The following is a 24435-nucleotide window of genomic DNA, read 5'->3' on the forward strand; positions in this document are numbered from 1 at the left end:
CTTAGTTGTTTGGCGATTACTAAGTTACTAATTCTTAACGAATTGGGCAAATCTTAAAGCCTTTTTTATTGGCAATAATTGTTAAATTTTAAGTATAATCATCTACTTGCGAAACTTGAGTCAATTATATGCCGATAGAGTTGCTTAGCAAGGAGAACGTGGACTTTTATAGACGCACACAACTTTGAAATAAGAAAACGAACGTTCATATAATATTTATGAGCATGATTAACAAAACAAACGCAAAAGGATTGCTGGCCCTATCACCACTTATCGTCTTCATCTTGCTCTATCTTGTATTAAGCATTGTTGCAGGTGATTTCTACAAAGTGCCTATGACTGTGGTCTTTATGATCGCCAGCATCTATGCTATCGCTATTTCCGGAGGCTTTCCTTTGCGGAAGCGCATCGGCATATTCAGCCGTGGAGCCAGCAGCGACAACTTGATGCTGATGCTTTGGATATATGTTCTAGCCGGTGCTTTTGCCTCTTCGGCCAAGAGTATGGGAGCCATTGATGCAACGGTGGGCGCTACGCTGAGCGTCTTACCTCATAGCTTGGTTCTTCCCGGTTTGTTTGTGGCCGCATGCTTTATCTCTACCGCAATAGGAACAAGCGTCGGCACTGTAGTTGCACTAGTACCAATAGCAGCCGGTGTTGCCCAACAGACTGGCAGCAGCCTGCCTTTGCTGACCGCCGTTATCGTCGGCGGCGCATACTTTGGTGATAATCTCTCGTTTATCTCAGACACCACCGTCGTTGCCACCCAAACCCAAGGCTGCAAGATGAGTGATAAGTTCCGTGTCAACGTGCTCATCGCTACACCAGCCGCCATACTCATGCTGATCATCTATACATTCCTGGGACAAGGAATCGCGGCACCGTCGCATACTGCGTCTGTCAATATTATCAAAGTAATACCTTATCTATTGGTCATCATATTGGCCATCACAGGTATGAATGTGATGGCCGTGCTCGTCATCGGCTCTCTCGCCTGTGGTCTCATCGGTATGATCGACGGCAGCTATGACTTTTTTGCCTGGCTCATCGCCATGGGAAAAGGTATAAGCGGAATGGGAGAGCTGATCATCGTGGCCATGATGGCTGGCGGAATGTTGGAGATTATCAGAGAGAACGGCGGCATAGACTTCATCATCAACAAGTTCACCTCTCGCGTGCATACTAAACGAGGTGCAGAGTTTGCAACGGCCGCCCTGGTAAGCTTTGTCAACATCTGCACTGCCAATAATACGATTGCCATACTGACTATCGGCGACATTGCGAAGAAATTAGGAGACCGCTTCGGTGTCGACAGCAGAAAGAATGCCAGCATTCTTGACACATTCTCTTGCACCATACAGGGACTACTGCCTTATGGCGTACAGATACTTCTGGCAGCCGGACTCGCCGACTGCAGTCCAATGCAGATACTCCCCTATCTCTATTATCCAATGGCATTAGGTGTGGCGGGTATTCTTTCCATCGCTTTTCGTTTCCCCAAGCAGTACTCTTAAAATGTTTGCGAAATGGATGTCATCACACGTAATTTCTTTCGGCTGATCCTTTCAGATTATCTCGAAGAGCAAGATCCTATAGAGCCGATGTCGGCCTTCAAATGGCAAAGACTCTTCCAGATGGTTCATACGCAACATGTGGAGGCTTCGGCTTCAAAGGGTATAGCGAGATATCGGGAAGACGAGATGATGAATATTCCCCAGGAGCTCACAGAAGATCTGGCAGCATATACGCTACCATTACAACAAGCACAGTTGAGCAATCCTTTTCTCAACTATCGCCTCAAAAAAATCATCTTCAACGAGCGCCACGCTATCAACACCAACATTGAGGCTGTGGAGCTGTTGAAGATCATTGTAAACAACGTATCATTAATGCTCAATAAAGGTATTATGCTCGGTGGATTGATACAACTTGGCAGCTATTTGAGAACAAAAGGAGACAAAGTGGACTTCGTGAAGTTGGAGCAATGGCTCAGCAAACTCCATATCCGGCGTATGGCTCAGCTACAGGGAAGTATGCTCATGGCTGCCTTCCAATTCGAGCAAGCCGAATTGCCTTTTGTGAAGCACGTGGAATCATCGGCTTATAAACTCGTCATGCGCTCAGTACACCACACTGTCAACGACACTGCCGAAGAGTGGCATTTCAGACAAGGAAAAGCCGGATTTTTACAAAACAACTCCTCTTTGTTGCGACGCAACTTGCGACGCAGCCTCTGCTATATTGTCTATGCACCACTGGAGACGGTCAGTAACTTCTTCCATAATTTTGTCCGCTCACTGCAGGAAATAGAAGAATAGACAAGCAGAAATACCGTGAAGGAACATGCCACAACATATCGTTGCTCTTAATTATTTATAATTATTAAATAAGGTCATACGCGATAAGGAAACTTTTCGCTAATTTTGCAAATATGAATCGATTCATACTTTGCATCATAACTTTGTTAGCTTCCATAAGCTTACATGCTCAGAACTATGTGGAATGCGAAGACACATGCAGTCACATCCACGGTATTGACTTGAGTCACTATCAAGGCAACGTGTTTTGGGAGACCATCGGTACTTCTAAAATGGCTTATGTATATCTTAAAGCCACAGAAGGTGGAAGCCGTATTGACAGCAAATACAAGCAAAACATAGACCTCGCCCACCGCTACGGACTGAAAGTTGGATCGTATCATTTCTATCGTCCTAACATTCCCCAGCAAACACAGCTTGAGAACTTCAAGACGCAATGTCGACCAGGAGATCAAGATCTCATACCTATGGTGGATGTAGAAACGAGAAGTGGACTCTCCGTAAAGGCATTTCAAGACTCTCTCTTTCTCTTTCTCCATCTAATGGAAAAGGCCTATAAACAAAAGCCTCTTATTTACACAGGAGCCAATTTCTATGACCACAACCTCCTTGGACGGCTGAGAGACTACAAAGTGATGATCGCCCAATACACAAAGAGGACTCCGGTGCTCCAAGACGATCTCGACTATATCATGTGGCAGTACACTGGTAAAGGACATCTCAATGGCATCAACGGATATGTCGACAAGAGCCGGTTCATGGGAAAGCACAAGCTCCGGGAAATCAGGTTCCGACACCGATAACCGAGCATCTGACTGAATTTTAACGTTAAAACTAAATATACTTTTATTATGGCTATCATAAAATGTCCCGAATGTGGACGGCAAATCAGCGACAAAGCTCCGGCATGTCCCAACTGCGGCGTACCCATCGCTGGTAAAATCGTGAAATGCCCACAATGTGGGGAGATCTATTTCAAAGATCAGGAGATGTGCCCCAACTGCCATCATCTCACTCCACGGGGAGAGACGCTGGTAAAAGGAAATGTTGGCAATACTTCTCTAAACAGCAACGGTGCACCTCAATCATCGGGCATTGAGGCTGCACAGAGAACGGAAAGTTCACAGCCAGAAAGGCGGATGTCACAGCCTCCTACTCCACCAAGAACAGGCAACAGCTATCAAAAAACACAAGATAGAAATGCACAGCACACAATGTCTCCTAAGCCCTCTGATCGCCAAAAGCCAGAAGCAGCCCCAAAAAGTCACAGTGCGCTCATTATTGCGTTTGTACTCGCAGTCCTTGCATGCGGTATCTGTTTCTACTTCTATAACAGTAGTAAGAACTCTAAAGAAGAGGAAGCCTACGAATTTGCCATGAACAGTGATGACCCTACGGTGCTTCAGACCTACCTTGATACCAACCCAGATGCTCCGGAAGCCCATCGGGACTCTGTAGAGGCCCGACTTGAGAGCTTAAAACAGACCGACATTGACTGGACCAATGCTGTAGTTAGCGGGTCACGTACAGCCCTGGAGGATTATCTCACTAAGCATCCCAACTCTGAACACAAGGCAGACGCACTTCACAAGATCGACTCATTGGACTGGATTGACGCCACAAACGGCAATTCCGAACAATCCTATTCTACCTATCTCAGTGAGCATGCCAATGGAGAGTACGTAGACCAGGCCAATAATGCACTCAAAGCACTCAAGGCCAAGACCGTGCAGCCAGAGGAGAAGACGATGGTCCGTGCTGTCTTCCGTCATTTCTTCCAGGCTATCAACGCTAAGAATGAAGATGGTTTGACGGCCACCGTGGCACCGCTCATGTCCAACTTCCTGGGTAAGACCGACGCTACAAGAGCTGATGTTGCCGTCTTCCTGAGCAAAATCTATAAAAATGATATCTCCAATATGAATTGGCATATCAACAACGACTATAAAATTAGCAAGAAGGAAGTAGGAGACGAGGAATACCAGTATAACGCTACGTTCTCTGCTGTGCAAAAAGTAGATAAAGTAGATGGATCATCCGTGAACACCCGCTTCAATATCAAGGCCACCATTGGACCAGACGGCTTGATCTCATCCATGTCGATGACAAAGATATTGGAATAGCAGCGTATATACATATAGTAAACATACAGAAGCTATCATCTTTAAGGTGATAGCTTCTTTTTTATATATCATCCCCCTCTTCATTGGCAAATACATAAGCATCATTTTACAAAAAGACAGGTTTTCGTTGTGTGACCACATTTCTGACTAATTGTTAAATTCCGTATTATCAGCAAGTAAGTCACATTATTTTTGTATCTTTGCAAGGAATAATAGATCATCCACAATAATAATCGAAAGATAAAATGATTACACTGACAAACCTTGCCATACAGTTTGGCAAGAGAGTTCTTTATAAAGATGTAAACATCAAGTTCACCCGTGGTAATATTTATGGCGTCATCGGTGCCAACGGTGCAGGAAAGTCAACATTGCTTCGCGCTATCAGTGGCGATCTTGAGCCCAATAAAGGTTCTGTAGAGTTTGGAGCCGGCGAGCGCCTTTCTATTTTGGAGCAGGATCACTTCAAATATGATGCCTTCAGTGTCATGAACACCGTCCTGATGGGTTATGAAGCTCTTTGGAACAATATGAAAGAGCGTGAGGCTCTCTATTCCAAGCCAGAGATGACCGACGAAGACGGTAACCGCGCAGCAGAGCTTGAGGAAAAGTTCGCAGAGATGAATGGCTGGGAGGCCGAAAGCAATGCAGCCCAACTGCTTCAGAACTTGGGCGTCAACGAAAGCCTTCACCAAAAGCAGATGTCAGAGCTATCCAACAATGAGAAAGTCCGCGTCATGTTGGCCAAGGCACTCTTTGGCAAACCGGACAACCTTCTCCTCGATGAGCCCACCAACGACTTGGACCTTGACACTGTAGAGTGGCTGGAAGACTACTTAGGCGATATCGACGAGAATCAGACGGTGCTCGTTGTCAGCCACGACCGTCACTTCCTCGACGCAGTGAGCACTCAGACCATCGACATCGACTACGGCAAAGTAACTGTCTTCGCCGGCAACTACAGTTTCTGGTACGAAAGCTCTCAGCTTGCTCTTCGTCAGGCTCAGAACCAACGCATGAAGGCTGAAGAGAAGAAGAAGCAGTTGGAAGAGTTCATCCGCCGCTTCTCTGCCAATGTGGCAAAGAGCAAGCAGACGACCTCGCGTAAGAAGATGTTGGAGAAACTCAATGTAGAGGAGATCCGTCCATCCAGCCGTAAATATCCTGGCATCATCTTCCAAATGGACCGTGAGCCCGGTAACCAGATCCTCGAAGTAGAGAATCTGAAGGCAGTAGACGCAGACGGTACCGTTCTCTTTGACAATGTCAACTTCAATATCGAGAAGGGTCAGAAAGTTGTCTTCCTGAGTCACAATCCTAAAGCCATGACCGCTCTCTTCGAGATCATCAATGGCAACAGACAAGCTGATGGAGGCAGCTACAAGTGGGGTGTGACCATCACCACAGCCTATCTCCCACTTGACAATACGAAATTCTTCCAGTCAGATTTGAATCTTGTCGACTGGCTCAGCCAATACGGTACTGGCAATGAGGTGACGATGAAAGCCTACTTGGGTCGTATGCTTTTCCGTCAGGAAGAAGTCGAGAAGAAAGTCAATGTGCTCTCCGGAGGCGAGAAGATGCGTTGCATGATTGCGAGAATGCAACTACAAAACGCCAACTGTCTTATCCTCGACACGCCCACCAACCACCTCGACCTTGAGAGCATCCAGGCTTTCAACAATAACCTTGTCTCGTTCAAGGGTAATGTACTTTTCTCCAGCCACGACCATGAGTTTATCGAGACGGTAGCCAACCGTATCATCGAGCTCACGCCAAGTGGAACGATCGACAAGCTGATGCCATACGATGAGTACATCCACGACGATGCCATCAAAGAGCAGAAGGCAAAAATGTACGGCGGAAACGCTTAAAATGGCAGTATATGTCCATTCGGCACATTTTTTGCAAAGCTTTCATTAAAAAACATTTTACCATGGAAGAAAAGAAAAAAGATCAACTCGAAAGAGACATAAAAGTAGAAGGTGCTGAGAGCAAAGTCGCCAAAGAGAGCCACAACAGCGAAAAGCAGAAAACAGCTGCTGCTGACTCAAACGAGCAAGAGAATAGCACTCCCGAAGATCATAAGGACAAGAACGAGCACGATAACAATAAGGAGACCACACAAGCTAAAGAGGAAGAAAAAGATCCCTTGGCTGAGGCTCAAAAAGAAATAGAGGAGCTCAAAGACCGCTACCTCCGCACAGCTGCAGAGTTCGACAATTATAAGAAACGCACGCTGCGTGAGAAAGCCGATCTCATTCTTAATGGTGGCGTGAAGACAGTGACTGCTATTCTGCCCGTTCTCGATGACTTTGAGCGAGCCATTGCGGACAAGAGTGAAGACCCGAAAGTCATAAAGGAAGGCGTACAGATGATCTTCAACAAATTTGTTAAGACACTGGAGAGTCTCGGTGTGAAGAAAATCGACACCAAAGACCAAGACTTCAATACCGACTACCACGAGGCTGTGGCTATGGTCCCTGGTATGGGAGATGACAAGAAGGGCAAAGTGATCGACTGCGTACAGACAGGCTACACCATGAACGACAAAGTCATTCGTCACGCCAAAGTAGCAGTAGGACAATAATTTGTTGAGGTATCGACAAGACACAAGACAATGGAAAAAAGAGATTACTACGAAGTACTTGGCGTAAGCCGCGACGCATCGGAAGATGAAATCAAGATGGCCTATCGCAAATTGGCCATCAAATATCATCCCGACCGTAATCCTGGTAACAAAGAAGCTGAAGAGAAATTCAAAGAAGCTGCCGAGGCCTACGAGGTATTGCACGATCCTCAGAAAAGACAACAATACGATCAGTTTGGTTTCGACGGCCCACAAGGTGGCGGCTTTGGCGGCTTTAGTGGCGGCGGCATGGACATGGATGACATCTTCTCTATGTTCGGCGATATCTTTGGCGGCCATTCCGGCTTTGGAGGTTTTGGCGGCTTCGGTGGAGGCGGCCAGCGACAGCAACAACGCGTTTACCGAGGCTCTGATCTGAGACTAAAAGTCAAACTCTCTCTTCAAGATATTGCAAGCGGAGTAACGAAGAAGTTCAAGGTCAAGAAAGATGTGACTTGTACAGCTTGTCATGGAACAGGTGCAGCCAACGGCGCAAAGCCAGAGACATGTCCTACTTGTCACGGTTCCGGTGTTGTCGAACGTACCATGCGCTCCATGTTTGGCATGATGACCACGCAGAGTGAATGTCCGACTTGTCATGGCGAAGGCACTGTCATCAAAGACAAGTGTAAGGAATGCAACGGATCCGGTGTCGTCAAAGGTGAGGAAGTTGTTGAAATCAACATCCCGGCAGGCATTGAAGACGGTATGGTTCTCAATGCCCATGGCAAGGGTAATGCGGCTCCGCACAACGGCATCAATGGTGACATACAAGTTTTCATCGAGGAAGAGAAGGACAGCACTTTCATCAGAGACAAGCAAGACATTATCTATAATCTGCTTCTTGACTTTCCAACAGCAGCCCTGGGAGGCGACGTGGAAGTTCCGACAATCAGTGGAAGCAAGATTAAGATGAAAATTGCCCCGGGCACCCAGCCTGGCATGAGTACACGACTGAGAGGTAAAGGACTCCCCGCTTTGAAAGGCTATGGTACCGGTACCGGAGACTTGGTGGTGAACATGAGTGTCTACGTGCCTAAGACGTTATCGAAAGATGAGCGTAAGGCTATTGAAGAATTACGCGACAGCGAGAACTTCAAAGGCGACACGTCAACAAAGAAAAACATCTTCGAGAAATTCAAAAGTTATTTCAATTAATCCATAACAATCCCTCCTGGCAACGGGAGGGATTATTTTATATCCCTTGACGATGACTTATCAAGAATGCGTTGAATACCTATTTAATAGTACACCTGTCTTTGAGCACGTAGGAGCATCAGCCTATAAAGCAGGTTTGGAGAACTCTCTGGCATTGGATGAACACTTTGGTCATCCCCACAGAGCTTACCGCACGATCCATGTTGCCGGCACAAATGGCAAAGGATCATGCTCGCATACTTTAGCATCTATTCTTCAGCAGGCTGGCTATCGCGTCGGTCTTTATACGTCTCCACACTTGGTTGATTTCCGTGAACGCATTCGAGTCAACGGCAAACCCATCAGCGAGCAACGCGTCATAAATTTCGTAGAGAGTGAACGACACTTTTTCGAGCCCCTTCACCCTTCGTTCTTTGAGTTGACGACAGCTTTGGCTTTTCTCTATTTCCAAGAGCAGAAAGTCGACATCGCCGTTATTGAAGTAGGACTTGGCGGACGTCTTGATTGTACCAATATCATTCAACCAGAATTGTCCATCATCACGAATATCAGTTTCGACCACACACAATTTCTTGGTAACACTTTGGCCAAGATTGCCGGAGAGAAAGCCGGTATTATCAAGCCCCATACTCCTGTTGTCATAGGAGAAACCTGTGCAGAGACACGTCCTGTCTTTGAAGCAAAAGCAAAGGAGGAAGATGCTCCTATCACTTTTGCAGAAGATCTACCAGAAGTCATCTCCTCTGAGCCATGTCATGACGCAAAAAGCGGACGCAATTATGTTACCCGCAACTTCGGATCTTTCCACGGAGAACTTGGCGGAGACTATCAGACGAAGAACACCAATACCATTTTATGTGCACTACGTGAGCTAAACGATACTCGTGTCACCTTTGAGGCAATCCACAAAGGTTTTTCCACGGTGTCTGAGACAACTGGTCTGACAGGCAGATGGCAAATTATCAACCAGCGCCCCTTAGTCGTTTGCGACACAGGACACAATGTAGGTGGATGGCAATATCTTGCTCCTCAAATCAAGAGCATTCCATGCAAACAGCTAAGAATTGTCTTCGGTATGGTTGATGACAAGGATATTTCCTCCGTGATGACGCTACTTCCGAAAAACGCGGAATACTATTGGGCTCAGGCCACTTCACGACGCGCTATTCCTTCTTTCAAAGTGAAAGATCTTGGCTATCAGCACCAACTGCATGGAAAGGACTACGGTTCTGTGTCCAACGCCTTTCGCCATGCGATGGCTGACGCATCAGAAGACGACTTCATTTTCGTAGGCGGATCAAGCTATATTGTGGCCGATTTCTTGTCGATAAAGCATTTTTAACACAATAATAATGGTATTTTATCGTCGTTTGTCTTGCTTTTATCGCATATTTTTAGTTACTTTGCAAAAAAGAAATAAGACAATATTAGAACGTAACTAAAAACTTGTTGATATGACAAACACAGCAACGGAAAATATCTGTGGCCTGAAGCGTGAAGACTTTCAGACCACTGTGAACGGGAAGAAGACAGATCTCTTCGTGTTAAAGAACGCCCAAGGCAATGAGGTTGCTATCACCAATTTTGGAGGTGCTATCGTGGCCATCATGGTTCCAGACAAAAATGGTAACCGCGCCAATGTCATCATGGGACACGACAACATCAATGACGTCATCAACTCACCGGAACCTTATCTCTCCCGTATCATCGGACGATATGGCAACCGCATCGCTAAGGGTGAGTTTACACTCCACGGCAAAGTCTACGAGGTACCCGTCAATGATGGTCCCAACTCACTCCACGGAGGCAAGGAAGGCTTCAATGTCAAGGTATGGGATCCAGAGTTGATGAATGACCACACACTTGTGCTCCACTATGTATCTGCCTACGGTGAGGAAGGTTATACCGGAGAGTTGAAGACTACAGTCGTTTACACTTGGGACGATGACAACTCTCTCCACATCGACTACTTGGCATGCACCAATAAGAAAACTATTATCAACTTAACAAATCATGGTTTCTTTGCTTTAGCCGGTATTGCCAATCCAACTCCTTCTATCGACAACGTCATCTGCCAGATCAATGCAAATTACTATTTGCCAATTGACAAGACATCTATTCCCACAGGTGAGATCCGCCTCGTAGAAGGCACACCATTTGATTTCCGCAAACCTAAGCCCTTCGGTCAGGACATCAATGCCGACAACGAACAGATCAAGAATGGCAGCGGCTTTGACCACAACTATGTCCTCAACAAGCACGAGGAAGGCGAGATGAGTTTTGCAGCCCGACTCATAGAGCCTGTTAGCGGCCGTACCATGGAAGTGTATACCACAGAGCCCGGATTGCAGCTCTATACTGGCAACTTCCTTGCAGGCATCAAGGGAACCCATGGAGCCACCTATCCTCGTCGCTCTGCCGTATGTCTGGAATGCCAGCACTTCCCCGACACGCCAAACCATCCTTATTTCCCGTCAGTAGTTCTTGACGCAGGAGAGCAGTACAAACAACACACTATTTATCACTTCGGTATTGAAGAATAAATTTTGAGACAGTAAAAAGTTGCACATGTCTGAATATCATACTATAATAATATGAGACTGTGCAACTTTTCTACTATCCTTTTTGAAATGAATCAACCATTATCTGATTAGTTAAAATCATGACCAACACACCAACTTCTCAACATCCTAACTATACATTTGCACTCATTGTAGTCTTCATCGTGTGCTTCCTCATTGGATTCATCACAACGATGAACAACTCGATGATCGCCTTTTGCTCCAAAGCTTTTGACCTGACTGCCCAGCAAGGCCAATATGTCAATACAGCCTTTTACGGTGCTTACTTATTAAGTATTCCTTTTGCCATGCTGATGAGCAAAATTGGATACAAAGGTACACTGATCCTCGGCTTAGCTGTAGCAGGTATCGGATTCGTCATCAACTCCTTTGGAATCCAATCAGCCATCGCAGCGCAAGCCAATGTTTATGTTGTCTTCTTGGCAAGCATGTGCCTTGTAGCCTGTGGCGTAGTTATGCTCCAGAATGTTGCCAACCCTTATGTGATGGTACTTGGAAGTCCAGAGAAAGGCGCATTCAGAATGACTTTAAGCCAGGCTCTGAACTCAGTAGCAACAACACTCGCTCCTCTTTTCATCACTTATGTGATCATACGTGGACAAGCTCCTACCCCATCCGCTGTACCGGGTCCATTTCTGGGTCTTGGTATTTTCACATTGGTGATCTGCCTTATTTTGGTATTTTTGAAATTGCCACGCATTGATGAGGCAAAGCAGGCCGAAGACGCCGGCGTTCATCGCGAATATAAGAGCAGCGTGTTCAAGTATCCTCACGTATGGCTGGGCGCTTTAGCCATCTTCATGTATATGGGCGTAGAAATCGGTGTACCCTCTATGCTTCCCTACAAGTTCAAGGCCATGCCGGAATATGCATCCAACTATGCATCTGTAGCCACCTCCTTCCTTGCATTCTATTGGGGAGGCATGATGGTAGGACGTTTTGTCGGTGCAGCTATCTTGGCCAAGTTCCAGCCTCGCAAACTGCTGAGCGCATGTCTCTGTTTGGGTGCTCTCTGCATTGCTCTGTCGATTGTTCTTCCAGGCATGGTGGGCATCTACGCTATGCTTGCTGCCGGATTGTTCCACTCCGTCATGTGGCCGTTGATCTTCAACCTTGGACTTCAAGAGCTTGGACCACATACCAAAGCCGCTACCGGAGTCATCAACACAGGTGTTATTGGTGCAGCCCTGCTCATGCCGTTGATGGGATCTATCGTTGACGCCGCCGGTGTGATCATCGCCACTTGCTGTCTGTTTGTTTTCTATGCTTATATTTTCTGGTTCTGCAACTTGGGTTCCAAGATAGGACTAAGCAAATAGGCATAAGATAAAGATTTGAGATTTCAAAAAAATCAAAAACAAATATCATTTCATCCAATAACTATTAAATTTAAGAATCATATGGATATAGAATTCGTAAGAAGCCGTTTCGTGAAGCATTTCGATGGCAAGACCGGTAACATCTATGCTTCCCCGGGTCGTATCAACCTCATCGGCGAACATACCGACTATAACGGGGGCTTTGTTTTCCCCGGTGCTGTTGAGCAGGGCATCATGGCTGAGATTCGTCCTAACGGCCAGAAGACCTGCAACGTGTATTCTATTGACCTGAAGGATATGGTTCATTTCACCATTGACGATCCTAAAGGTCCGTCAGCAACATGGGCGCGCTACATCTACGGTATCGTGCAGGAGATGCGAGCATTGGGTGTAGACGTAAAACCTTTCAATGCAGCTTTTGCAGGCGATGTGCCATTGGGCGCAGGCATGTCTTCCAGTGCAGCTCTGGAGAGTTGCTTTGCCTTTGCACTCAACGACCTCTTCGGAGACAACAAGGTTTCTAAATGGGACCTCGTCTTGGCTGGTCAGGCTACAGAGCACAAATATATAGGTGTAAACTGCGGTATCATGGACCAATTTGCTTCTGTCTTCGGAAAGAAAGGCAAGCTCATGCGCCTGGACTGCCGCAGCCGTGAGTTTGAGTACTTCCCTTGGGAACCTAAGGGCTACAAGCTTGTACTTCTCAATTCCAAAGTAAAGCACGAGCTGAAAGGATCCCCCTACAACGACCGTCGCAACTCCTGTGAGAATGTTGTCAAGGCCCTCGGACAGCAGTTCCCCGACAAGAAGTTCGAGACTCTGCGCGATGCCAATTGGGATGAACTGGAGGCTGTGAAGGACAAGGTTAGTGCAGAGGACTACAAGCGCGCTCATTTCGTATTGGGCGAGAAAGACCGTGTGCTGGCTGTCTGCGATGCCCTGCAAGCAGGCGACTATGAGACCGTCGGACAGAAAATGTACGAGACCCACTACGGGCTCAGCAAAGAGTATGAAGTGTCGTGCGAAGAGCTTGACTTCCTCAACAACGTTGCCAAAAAGTGTGGTGTCACCGGCAGCCGTATCATGGGTGGTGGCTTTGGTGGCTGCACGATCAATCTTGTCAAAGACGAGGTCTATGACAAATTCATCGCTACAGCCAAGGAGAACTTCAAAGCTGCATACGGCCACGAGCCCGTCGTCATTGATGTAGTGATCGGCGACGGCTCACGCAAGATTTGCTAAGTTCATCATCAACACAATATCGAGCCTTCTGCCATTTTCGGCAGAAGGCTTTTTTTTGTCATTTTACTCTTAATTTATCAAACTCTCTTACAAAACAACTTCACAAAGACGACCGCTTATAGAGCAAACACTGTGAAGCAAGAGAACAAGAACCACATCGGAAGCCCCATTTTTGCAGTTGCTCCTGATGAAAACAGTGAGTTGACAGTAAGAAAATAGTTGTTTTATATGATCAGAACACTGAGATGACAAGGTAAAACAACTGAGATGACAAGGTAAAACAACTGAGATGTCGAGACAAAACTACTGAAATGGAAGGGGTAAAAATGTAGCGACTTATATATAATATTGATAATCAACATATTATAAAAAATCATCAAAAACTCGTAAATTTGGCGTCAAGGACAAGTTTGTTTGGAAAATCGCGAACATTGGCACGCAAAATTGACAGTTTACCCGACAATACATGACTTTTTCCTAAAGTTCGATGCAATATAATACAGGTAATCATCCTCATAGGTGCTTATCTGATGAGCCGAGTAGCTCTTTAATACAACAACATCATAGACACAATAGTAAACTTATGAGTAGTACACACCTACCACAAAAAAGATACGCAAGTAAGCAGAAATCGAGTTTAAATCACACTGATAATGGAGTAAATACGCCCCAATCTCGCTTTAAAAGTGTAAAAAGTACTATTTTTCAGAAATTTCACATTGAATGTGATACGACTTACAAAAAAATGTTGTAACTTTACCACCAATAAAACCAAATAACTATAGACAAACATGGGAAATATCAAAAACTACTTAGGTATCGCAGGAGGTTGCCTGCTGGCACTTGCATCATGTGCCGGCAACCAAACCGCCAGCCGTACCGTATCCGGTCTTGATCCGGCAGCCTTTGACACCACATTGAATGGAAAGAAGGTAGAACTCATCACTTTGAAGAACAACAACGGCATGGAAGTTTGCCTGACCAACTACGGAGGTCGTGTCGTTTCTCTCTGTGTCCCGGATAAAGAAGGCAAGCCTACAGACGTAGTGCTCGGCTATGACAATATCCGCCAGTATGCTGATACATTGAACAGTCCCTCCGACTATGGTTCCAGTGTTGGCCGCTATGCCAACCGCATCAAGAATGCACAAATCACTGTAGGCGGCAAAGTCTATAAGCTTCGTGCCAACGACAATGAGAACACACTCCATGGTGGTGGCAACACCGGATGGCTCCATCAAATATATAATGTGCAGGCAAAGACCGACAGCAGTGTGACCTTCGCCATCACGGCCCCTGACGGTGAGAATGGCTTCCCCGGAACTGTGAAAGCAACTGCCACCTACCTTGTGAAGAGTAACAACACACTCGACATCACTTTCAAGGCAACTACTGACAAGGAGACGGTCATCAACATGACCAACCACTCCTATTTCAATCTTAATGGCGATCCTTCTAAGGTTGGCACAGATGAGGTTATGTACATCAATGCCGACAAGTTCACCCCTTCTGACGCTAAATACATCCCGACGGGTGAGATCCGCGATGTGACCGGTACCCCGATGGACTTCCGTAAGCCCCACGCTATTCAGGAGACCATCACCGATACTACTTTCGACCAAATCCACAATGCCACAGGCTACGATCATAACTGGTGCCTGAATACTTTCAAAAATGGTAAAGGCGATGATACGCAGGTAGCTGCAAGCCTCTTCTCACCCAAGACCGGCATTCTGCTTGAGGTGTTTACCAATGAGCCGGGACTGCAAGTCTACACCGGTAATTTCCAGGGTACAGGCATTCCTTGCAAACACGGTATCAAGTATCCGAAGCATGTCAGCGTCTGCTTTGAAAGCCAGAAATATCCCGACAGTCCTACCAAGATCAACCAAAAGACCAAAGGCTGGGAGATTTCTAATCCATTCCTCAAACCGGGACAGACTTACTACAGTCACCTCGTATATAAATTTTCTGTGAAGAAATAACCGATTCTCATAACAAACAATACTAAAAACAAAACTATGAACTGGAACGCAAAAGAATTTATTTGGCTTGACTGGGTGGTTCTTGCCATTGGTATAGGCTTAGTGGCAATCGCCGTCTACAGAAGTATCATCAAAGACAAGCGCAAGATGAAGGGTGCTGACAGCCAGGACTACCTCTTCGGCAAAGGCGAGCCCTGGTGGGTAATCGGTGCAGCTATCTTCGCTGCGAACATCGGCTCGGAGCACCTTGTCGGTTTGGCAGGTACCGGTGCAAAGGATGGTGTGGGCATGGCCCACTGGGAGATGCAAGGCTGGATGATCCTCATCCTGGGCTGGCTCTTCGTACCTTTCTATCAGTTGCTCAACAACAAATTGGGAAGAATCATTACGATGCCGGAATTCCTTAAATTCCGCTATACCAAGGCTACCGGCTCTTGGCTGAGCATCATCACACTGGTGGCATACGTGCTCACCAAAGTGAGTGTAACAGCCTTCACAGGTGGTATTTTCTTTGAGTACTTGCTTGGCATTCCCTTCTGGTATGGTGCCCTGGGACTGATCTTTATCACAGCCGTCTTTACCATCTTCGGTGGCATGAAGGGCGTGATGACAATGTCTGCCATCCAGACTCCAATCCTAATCATCGGTTCTTTCCTTGTACTCTTCCTTGGCTTGGCTACACTGGGCGACGGAAGCATCACTCAGGGTTGGAGCAACATGATGACCTATTGCAGCCATCTTCACAATGGCTACGGCACCACACACATGTTCCACTGGAGTGAGGGCGATCCTATGTATCACGAATATCCTGGTTTCGTCGTCTTCATTGGAGCATCCATCATCGGATTCTGGTATTGGTGCACCGACCAGCATATCGTACAACGTGTGCTGGGACAGACCAAAGGTGAGGACAACACCGTCGTGATGAAGCGTGCGCGTCGTGGTACTATTTGTGCAGGCTACTTCAAGCTTCTGCCTGTCTTCATGTTCTTGATACCTGGTATGATTGCTGCCGCTCTGGCTGCTAATCCTGCTAAATATGGTTTAGTAATGAACAACACCGACGCTGCCTTTGCCCTGATGGTAAAAGATGTGCTTCCTGCTGGAGTGAAAGGCATCGTGACCATCGGCTTCATCAGTGCTTTGGTTACTTCACTTGCTGCCTTCTTCAACTCTTGTGCGACTTTGTTCACCGAGGACTTCTATAAGCCGTTGCGTGCCGGCAAGAGCGAGGCTCACTATGTGCTCGTCGGTCGTTTGGCTACCGTCGCTGTCGTACTCCTGGGCTTGGCTTGGATGCCAATCATGATGAGTATGGATACTCTCTACAGCTATCTGCAGAACATCCAGTCATTGCTGGCACCAGCCATGGTAGCCGTGTTCTCTCTCGGTATTTTCTCCAAGAAGATCACTCCTATGGCAGGACAGTGGGGACTTATCGGTGGTTTCGTGATCGGTATGCTCCGTCTCGTCACCAATGTCATTACTCATAACGGCGATGCCGCAATGACAGGTGCTTTCTGGGAGAACACCGCATGGTTCTGGCAGACCAACTGGCTGATCTTTGAGTGCTGGTTGCTGGTGTTCATCATTGTGATGATGTTTGTCATCTCCATGTTCACCAAGGCACCCTCTCAGGAGCAAATTGCCGCTATCACATTCACACCGGAATACCGCAAGCAGATCCGTGACAGTTGGAGCACAGGAGATATCATTGCCACTTTGGGCGTGATTGCACTCTGCGGTGCCTTCTATTGGTATTTCTTCTAATCCCCAATACCCATGACAGGATTTTATAGTGAACACTCCAAAGTTTGGGTCTCGGTCGACTGCATTGTCTTCGGTTTCGAGGAAGACAAGCTGAAGTTGCTTATCGGCAAGCGACAGATGGATCCAGGCCGAGGCGAATGGTCACTCTACGGCGGCTTCGTCGGACCTCAGGAAAGTCTGACCGAAGCTGCCCAGAGAGTTCTGCAAGATCTCACAGGCTTACAAGAACTCTATATGCGGCAGGTAGGAGCCTTCGGAGCCATAGACCGTGATCCGGGAGAACGTGTCATTTCCGTAGCCTATTGCGCACTGATCAACGTGAAGGACTATGATGATTCTCTCCGTGAGAGATATGGGCTCGAATGGGTGCCGGTGGAAAATATGCCGAGGCTCTATTCCGACCATAATATCATGGTAAGGGATGCCCTGGCGATGCTGCGGCGTCACATCAACACAGAGCCACTGAGTTTCAACCTCCTGCCGGAGTTGTTTACCTTGACACAGTTGCAGCATGTCTATGAAGCCATCTTGGGCACAGAAATCGACAAGCGCAACTTCCGCAAGCGTATCAAACAAATCGATTTCATTGAGAAAACCGACAAAATAGACAAACTGACCTCCAAACGCGGCGCTGCACTCTATCGGTTCAACAGCAAAGCGTATGACGAAGATCCAGAATTTAAGTTATAACTATCATGTTAGAAGAATTAAAAGAAAAAGTATATCGTGCCAACCTCGATTTGGTAAAGCATCAGTTGGTACTCTTCACCTGGGGCAATGTCTCTGGTATTGACCGCGAGAAAGGTCTCGTCGTCATCAAACCGTCCGGTGTCAGCTACGACACCATGAAAGCCAGCGATATGGTTGTCGTGGACTTGCAGACCGGAAAAGTAGTGGAAGGCGATCTGAATCCATCATCGGATACTCCCACTCATCTCGTCCTCTATCGCAACTTCCCAGAGATCGGTGGTGTGGTACACACCCACTCCACCTACGCTACGGCTTGGGCACAGGCAGGATGCGACATTCCCAATATCGGTACGACACACGCTGATTATTTCCACGATGCCATCCCATGTACGGATGACATGACAAAGGATCAGATGGATGAATATGAGTACAACACGGGTGTTGTAATCGTAGATAAGTTCAAGAAAGACCATATCAACTATGTGCATACTCCGGGCGTTCTTGTCAAGAACCATGGCCCCTTCACCTGGGGCAAGGATCCTGACGAGGCTGTCTATCATGCCGTCGTTGCTGAGCAAGTTGCCAAGATGGCTTTCGTCTCTTTCTCTGTGAATCCACAGACCAAGATGAATCCATTGCTCGTGGAGAAGCATTTCTCCCGTAAGCACGGTCCCAACGCCTACTATGGACAGAAAAAGAAATAATGAGTATATCCACATTCAAATTATATTAAAAACATATCAACCAAACAATCATCATGGAAAAAGCATTTAATGATTTCGAGATCTGGTTTGTCACAGGTGCACAGCTTCTTTACGGAGGCGACGCTGTCAAACAAGTAGACGGACACTCTAAAGAGATGGTAGAAGGAATGAACAACTCAGGCCTGCTACCCGTCAAGGTTGTATATGCTGGTACTGCCAACAGCTCAAAAGAAGTGGCAGATGTCATGGCCCGCGCCAACGTTGACAACAAATGTATTGGTGTCATCTGCTGGATGCACACCTTCTCTCCCGCAAAGATGTGGATCAAGGGCATGCAGATCCTTCGCAAGCCCCTCCTCCACTTACATACTCAGTACAACGAAAAGATTCCATGGAATACCATCGACATGGATTTTATGAACCTCAATCAGAGTGCTCACGGCGACCGCGAGTTCGCTCATATCCTTTCTCGTCTGCGCAAGCCTCGTAAGACTGTCATCGGCTACTGGAAAGACGAGAAGACACTCAAGCATATCGCTGTTTGGGAGCGTGTCTGCGCCGGAGTTGCTGATGCTCAGGATTGCCTCATCATCCGTTTCGGTGACCAGATGAACAACGTCGCTGTGACCGACGGTGACAAGGTTGCTTTTGAGCAGGTACTGGGCTATCACGTCGACTACGTGCAGTTCTCTACAGTCATGGAGTATTTCGACAAGGTAAAAGACGAAGATGTCGATGCCCTTGTACATGATGTCTACTTCAAGGAATATGCTGTGGCAGATGCCCTGAAGGACGAGAAGAGTGTCGAGTACAAGAAGATCTGGAACTCTGCCAAGGCAGAATTGACACTTCGTGCCGTATTGAAGGCTTATGGCGCCAAGGGCTTCACCACCAACTTCGACGACTTAGGCGATGTCAACGTGGAAGAGACCGGTCGTGGCTTCGACCAGATTCCGGGCTTGGCTTCTCAGCGTCTGATGCACGACGGCTATGGCTTCGGCGCAGAGGGTGACTGGAAGAGTGCCTGTCTCTATCGCACCACATGGTTCATGAGCCAAGGTTTGGAAGGTGGCACCTCATTCCTGGAGGACTACACACTCAACTTCGATGGTGACAACACCTCTATCCTGGAGTCTCACATGCTCGAGGTCAATCCGGATATCGCAGAGGAGAAGCCACGGCTGGAGGTTCACTTCCTCGGCATCGGTGTGCGCAAGACTCCTACAGCCCGTCTTGTCTTCACAGCCAAGCAAGGTCATGGCGTCACAGCCACTGTCGTAGATATGGGCAACCGCTTCCGCCTGATCGCCAACGATGTCAACCTCATCAAGAGCCAGCCACTGCCGAAGCTTCCAGTAGCATCTGCTCTGTGGATTCCTGAGCCCACATTTGAGGTGGGTGTAGGCTGCTGGATGAATGCCGGCGGAACACACCACTCCTGCTTCAGTTTCGGTCTGACCGACGAGTATTGGCGTGACTTTGCTGAGATCGCCGACATGGAGGCTTGTATCATCAACAAGGACACCGACTACGAGCAGTTCCGCAAAGAGCTCCGCTGGAACGAGATGTACTATATGCTGAACAAGGCTCTCCGCTAATTGAAACCTATAAAATCCGGCAATGCCCGTCATAGAGCATTGTCGGATATGACATTAATCAGAAACAAATGAACGCTCAAACAATCATAGAATCCGGTCGTGCCGTCCTTGGTATCGAATTCGGATCCACACGCATCAAGGCTGTGCTGATTGACGAGGAGAACAAGCCAATCGCACAAGGCAGTCACACGTGGGAGAACCAACTTGTCGACGGACTTTGGACGTATAGCATTCAGGCTATTTGGGAAGGACTTCAAGACTGCTATGCCTCTCTTCGCCAAAATGTCAAAGAGCAATATGGCATAGAGATCACAAAGCTCGCTGCCATTGGCATTAGCGCCATGATGCATGGCTACATGCCCTTTGGTGAGGACGACAAGATACTCGTACCTTTCCGTACTTGGCGCAACACCAACACAGGACAGGCTGCTGAGGAACTCTCCAAACTGTTCAACTTCAACATTCCTCTTCGCTGGAGCATCTCTCATCTTTATCAGGCTATCCTCAATGGCGAGAGCCATGTCAACAGCATCAAATATCTTACGACACTTGCCGGATATATCCATTGGCAACTCACAGGCAAGAAAGTACTTGGCATCGGTGATGCTTCCGGTATGATTCCTATCGACCCGGAAACTAAGCAATTCGATGCATCGATGATCGAGAAGTTTGAAAAGCTTATTGCTCCTAAACATCTTTCCTGGCATCTCACTGACATTTTGCCAAAGGTGTTGTTAGCTGGCGAAGATGCCGGAACACTCACCGAAGAAGGTGCCAAGCTCCTGGATGTCTCCGGTCACCTGCAGGCAGGCACCCCCCTCTGTCCACCGGAAGGTGACGCTGGAACCGGTATGGCAGCCACCAATGCTGTCAAGGTGCGTACAGGAAATGTATCCGCCGGCACATCCTCTTTCTCCATGATCGTGTTGGAGAAGAATCTTTCCAAGCCCTATTCTGTCATCGACATTGTCACCACTCCTGACGGGCTTCCCGTGGCTATGGTACATTGCAACAACTGCACATCCGAGATCAACGCTTGGGTGAATGTCTTCGATGAATACGCAAAGATGTTAGGCATCAAGCAAAATACCAATGAGCTCTACACCCGTCTGTTCAACGTAGCACTTGAAGGCGACGCTGACTGCGGTGGTCTGCTCTCCTACAACTATGTATCAGGGGAGCCCGTTGCAGGACTTGCTGACGGCCGTCCACTCTTTGTGCGTGCCGCCAACGACAAGTTTACACTTGCCAACTTCATGCGCACACAACTCTATGCCGCTGTCGGTGTGCTGAAGATTGGCAACGACATTTTGTTTAAAGATGAAAAGATCACAGTAGACCGCATCACAGGCCATGGCGGTTATTTCACCACGAAAGGCGTAGGCCAGCGCATTTTAGCAGCAGCTCTCAACTCGCCGATCTCTGTCATGGAGACTGCCGGTGAGGGAGGTGCTTGGGGCATAGCGCTGTTGGCCTCTTATTGCATCCACCGCCAGCAGGGTCAGAGTCTGCCCGACTTCCTTGATGAGCGCGTCTTCGCCGGCAACACGGGTACGGAGATCAGCCCAACACCTGAGGATGTGGCAGGATTCGACGCGTATATCAAAGCTTACAAGCAAGGACTTGAAATAGAAAAAGCAGCTGTCAAGTATAAGGCAGCAAAATAGAAAACAAGATCTTATCACTTACTATATTATATTATGAACGACATTGAATTGATGAATCGCGCAGCCGACAACATTCGTATTCTGGCTGCTTCGATGGTTGAAAAAGCTAACTCTGGCCACCCCGGTGGCGCTATGGGAGGTGCAGACTTTATCAATGTACTTTTCAGCGAGTACTTGATCTATGATCCCGAGGATCCCACATGGACAGGCCGCGACCGCTTCTATTTGGATCCTGGCCATATGAGCCCCATGCTCTATAGCGCACTGACGCTCCAGGGCAAATTCTCACTCGAAGACATCAAGCAGTTCCGTCAGTGGGGCTCTCCCTGCCCGGGTCACCCCGAACTCGATGTGATGCATGGCATTGAGAATTCCTCCGGTCCTTTGGGCCAAGGCCATGCTATCGCAGCAGGCTCCGCCGTTGCCGAGAAATTTCTCGAAGCCCGTCTGGGCAGCGTGATGATGCAACACCATATCTATTGCTATATCTCCGACGGTGCCGTTGAGGAGGAGATCTCACAAGGTGTAGGCCGAATTGCCGGCACCTTAGGTCTCAACAATCTCATCATGTTCTATGACTCCAACGATATCCAGCTGTCTACAGAGACCAAAGATGTCATGAACGAGGACACCGCAGCCAAATACCGTGCATGGAATTGGAATGTCATCGAGATCAATGGTAACGATGTCGCAGAGATCCGCAAGGCATTGGACGCAGCCCTGACAGAGAAAGAGCGTCCTACACTCATCATTGGCAAGACAATCATGGGGCGTGGCGCCGTGAAAGCTGACGGCACAAGCTATGAGCACAACGTGAAGACCCACGGCGCTCCTTTAGGCGATGGCGCTTACATCAACACGATCAAGCACTTAGGCGGTGATCCCGAGAATCCTTTTGTCATCTTTGATGATGTAAAGAAGCTCTATGCCGACCGTCGTGAGGAGTTAAAGAAGATCGTAGCAGCACGCCGTGCAGAAGAAGCAGAGTGGGCAAAGGCCAATCCTGAGAAGAAAGCCTTGATGGACACATGGTTCTCCGGCAAGGCTCCGAAGATTGACTGGAGCAAGGTACAGCAAAAGGAAGGCTCCGCGACACGTGCCGCATCTTCTGCTTGCTTGGCAGAGCTTGCTAAGCAAGTACCTAATATGATCTGTGCTTCTGCCGACTTGTCAAACTCTGACAAGACTGACGGCTTCTTGAAGCAGACCCACTCGCTGAAGAAAGGCGACTTCTCAGGTGCCTTCTTCCAGGCTGGTGTGGCAGAGTTGACGATGGCCGATATGTGCATTGGTATGATGCTCCATGGCGGTGTCATCGCTGCTTGCGGTACCTTCTTCGTATTCTCTGACTACATGAAGCCGGCTGTTCGTTTGGCAGCACTGATGGGCGTACCCGTGAAGTTCATTTGGACTCACGATGCCTTCCGTGTTGGTGAGGATGGCCCTACCCATGAGCCCGTCGAACAGGAAGCACAAATTCGCTTGATGGAGAAGCTGCAAAACCATAAGGGACAAGACAGCGTGCGTGTGTTCCGCCCCGCCGATGCTGATGAGACTACCGTTTGCTGGGAGATGGCAATGGAGAACATGGACACTCCGACTGCACTGATTTTCTCCCGTCAGGGTATCGCCAAACTGCCTGAGGGCAATGATTATCAGCAGGCTCGCAAGGGTGCCTATATCGTTGCAGGCTCAGACGAGAATCCTGATGTCATCCTCGTTGCCAGCGGTTCCGAGGTTTCCACGCTTGAAGCAGGCTGTGCTGCCCTTCGTGCTGACGGCATCAAGGTACGTGTGGTCAGTGCTCCTTCTGAAGGCCTCTTCCGTCGTCAGTCTAAAGAGTATCAGGAGAGCGTTCTCCCCTACGACGTCAAGAAGTTTGGTATGACAGCTGGACTGCCTGTCACACTCGAAGGCTTAGTAGGTATCGGTCCCAACAGCCGTATCTATGGCATGAAGAGCTTCGGCTTCTCTGCACCCTACAAGGTGCTTGATGAGAAGCTCGGATATACCGGTGAGAATGTCTACAAGCAGGTGAAAGCTTTCTTGGGCAAGTAATGAACTGCTGTATATAAATAAAAGATGAGCAATGGTAGACAATACCATTGCTCATCTGACGTTATATACTCGTTAATTCTAAATGATAAAAAAACACGCGAGATGGAAATTAAAACAGTAGGACTGGCAAGTGATCATGCCGGCTTTGCCTTGAAGCAGTACGTCAAGAAATATCTTGATGAGCACAACATGGCTTATAAAGACTATGGTACTTTCACCGAGGAGAGTTGCGACTACCCCGACTTTGGCCATGCGCTTGCACAAGGCATAGAGTCTGGCGAAGTCTATCCGGGCATCGGCATCTGTGGCTCCGGCGAGGGCATTGCCATGACGCTCAACAAGCATCAGGGCATTCGCGCCGGACTTTGCTGGATTCCTGAAGTGGCTCACCTGATCCGCCAGCACAACAATGCAAATGTCCTTGTCATGCCCGGCCGTTTCATCGACAATGACATGGCAAAGAAAATCATGGATGAGTTCTTTTCTACAGAATTTGAAGGAGGCCGCCACGAGCGCCGCGTCAATAAGATCCCTTTGGCTCCTGAGAAATAATTAAAAACTTCAATTGTCAAAGAAAACTTTGAGTTGTAAC

The 24435-nt window shown here is 47.7% G+C and carries 19 protein-coding genes; all 19 read left to right on the forward strand.

Translation table 11 applies throughout. From position 1 onward, the window contains the following. Positions 1-224: 224 nt before the first annotated feature. The gene (locus NG346_RS11060; protein WP_396266819.1) at positions 225-1514 is read left to right on the forward strand and encodes a Na+/H+ antiporter NhaC family protein; all 1290 of its coding nucleotides are present in this window, start codon (positions 225-227) and stop codon (positions 1512-1514) included. 12 nt (positions 1515-1526) lie between these two features. Beyond that, positions 1527-2318: a hypothetical protein gene (locus tag NG346_RS11065; protein WP_262280584.1), complete on the forward strand. Its 792-nt coding sequence runs from the start codon at positions 1527-1529 to the stop codon at positions 2316-2318. A gap of 113 nt (positions 2319-2431) precedes the next feature. Beyond that, positions 2432-3121 (forward strand): glycoside hydrolase family 25 protein, encoded by a 690-nt coding sequence (locus NG346_RS11070; RefSeq protein WP_262280583.1) that lies wholly within the window; start codon positions 2432-2434, stop codon positions 3119-3121. 48 nt (positions 3122-3169) lie between these two features. Continuing rightward, the gene (locus NG346_RS11075) at positions 3170-4441 is read left to right on the forward strand and encodes a zinc ribbon domain-containing protein (RefSeq protein ID WP_262280582.1); all 1272 of its coding nucleotides are present in this window, start codon (positions 3170-3172) and stop codon (positions 4439-4441) included. A gap of 245 nt (positions 4442-4686) precedes the next feature. Beyond that, positions 4687-6315, forward strand: a complete 1629-nt coding sequence (locus NG346_RS11080; protein ID WP_262280581.1) for an ABC-F family ATP-binding cassette domain-containing protein — start codon at positions 4687-4689, stop codon at positions 6313-6315. A 62-nt stretch (positions 6316-6377) separates the two neighbouring features. Beyond that, entirely contained in the window at positions 6378-7031 is a 654-nt protein-coding gene (locus tag NG346_RS11085) for a nucleotide exchange factor GrpE (protein ID WP_262280580.1), read from the forward strand. A 30-nt stretch (positions 7032-7061) separates the two neighbouring features. Beyond that, positions 7062-8228 (forward strand): molecular chaperone DnaJ, encoded by a 1167-nt coding sequence (gene dnaJ, locus NG346_RS11090; RefSeq protein ID WP_262280579.1) that lies wholly within the window; start codon positions 7062-7064, stop codon positions 8226-8228. Between the two features lie 52 nt (positions 8229-8280). Beyond that, a complete protein-coding gene (locus tag NG346_RS11095) occupies positions 8281-9570 on the forward strand; it encodes a bifunctional folylpolyglutamate synthase/dihydrofolate synthase (protein ID WP_262280578.1) in 1290 nt (429 codons plus the stop codon). Between the two features lie 112 nt (positions 9571-9682). Beyond that, the gene (locus NG346_RS11100) at positions 9683-10771 is read left to right on the forward strand and encodes an aldose epimerase family protein (protein WP_262280577.1); all 1089 of its coding nucleotides are present in this window, start codon (positions 9683-9685) and stop codon (positions 10769-10771) included. A 119-nt stretch (positions 10772-10890) separates the two neighbouring features. Next, a complete protein-coding gene (locus NG346_RS11105; protein ID WP_262280576.1) occupies positions 10891-12129 on the forward strand; it encodes an MFS transporter in 1239 nt (412 codons plus the stop codon). An 81-nt stretch (positions 12130-12210) separates the two neighbouring features. Continuing rightward, positions 12211-13371: a galactokinase gene (gene galK / locus NG346_RS11110; RefSeq protein ID WP_262280575.1), complete on the forward strand. Its 1161-nt coding sequence runs from the start codon at positions 12211-12213 to the stop codon at positions 13369-13371. A gap of 791 nt (positions 13372-14162) precedes the next feature. Beyond that, complete coding sequence (locus tag NG346_RS11115) at positions 14163-15356, forward strand: aldose epimerase family protein (RefSeq protein ID WP_262280574.1); 1194 nt, start codon at positions 14163-14165, stop codon at positions 15354-15356. A gap of 36 nt (positions 15357-15392) precedes the next feature. Then, entirely contained in the window at positions 15393-17126 is a 1734-nt protein-coding gene (locus tag NG346_RS11120) for a sodium:solute symporter (RefSeq protein WP_154534692.1), read from the forward strand. Between the two features lie 12 nt (positions 17127-17138). Continuing rightward, a complete protein-coding gene (locus NG346_RS11125; RefSeq protein ID WP_262280573.1) occupies positions 17139-17816 on the forward strand; it encodes an NUDIX hydrolase in 678 nt (225 codons plus the stop codon). 5 nt (positions 17817-17821) lie between these two features. After that, positions 17822-18520 (forward strand): L-ribulose-5-phosphate 4-epimerase, encoded by a 699-nt coding sequence (locus tag NG346_RS11130; protein ID WP_262280572.1) that lies wholly within the window; start codon positions 17822-17824, stop codon positions 18518-18520. Positions 18521-18573: 53 nt separating this feature from the next. Further along, positions 18574-20118 carry an L-arabinose isomerase gene (araA, locus tag NG346_RS11135; protein ID WP_154534689.1) on the forward strand — a complete coding sequence of 515 codons (1545 nt, stop codon included), beginning with the start codon at positions 18574-18576 and terminating at the stop codon, positions 20116-20118. A gap of 68 nt (positions 20119-20186) precedes the next feature. Continuing rightward, entirely contained in the window at positions 20187-21785 is a 1599-nt protein-coding gene (locus NG346_RS11140) for a xylulokinase (RefSeq protein ID WP_262280571.1), read from the forward strand. A gap of 33 nt (positions 21786-21818) precedes the next feature. Further along, positions 21819-23843 (forward strand): transketolase family protein, encoded by a 2025-nt coding sequence (locus NG346_RS11145; RefSeq protein WP_154534687.1) that lies wholly within the window; start codon positions 21819-21821, stop codon positions 23841-23843. 102 nt (positions 23844-23945) lie between these two features. Next, positions 23946-24395 carry a ribose 5-phosphate isomerase B gene (rpiB, locus tag NG346_RS11150; RefSeq protein ID WP_262280570.1) on the forward strand — a complete coding sequence of 150 codons (450 nt, stop codon included), beginning with the start codon at positions 23946-23948 and terminating at the stop codon, positions 24393-24395. The last annotated feature ends 40 nt before the right edge of the window (positions 24396-24435 follow it).

Source organism: Hallella absiana (assembly GCF_025457485.1).
GTDB classification, from domain to species: domain Bacteria; phylum Bacteroidota; class Bacteroidia; order Bacteroidales; family Bacteroidaceae; genus Prevotella; species Prevotella absiana.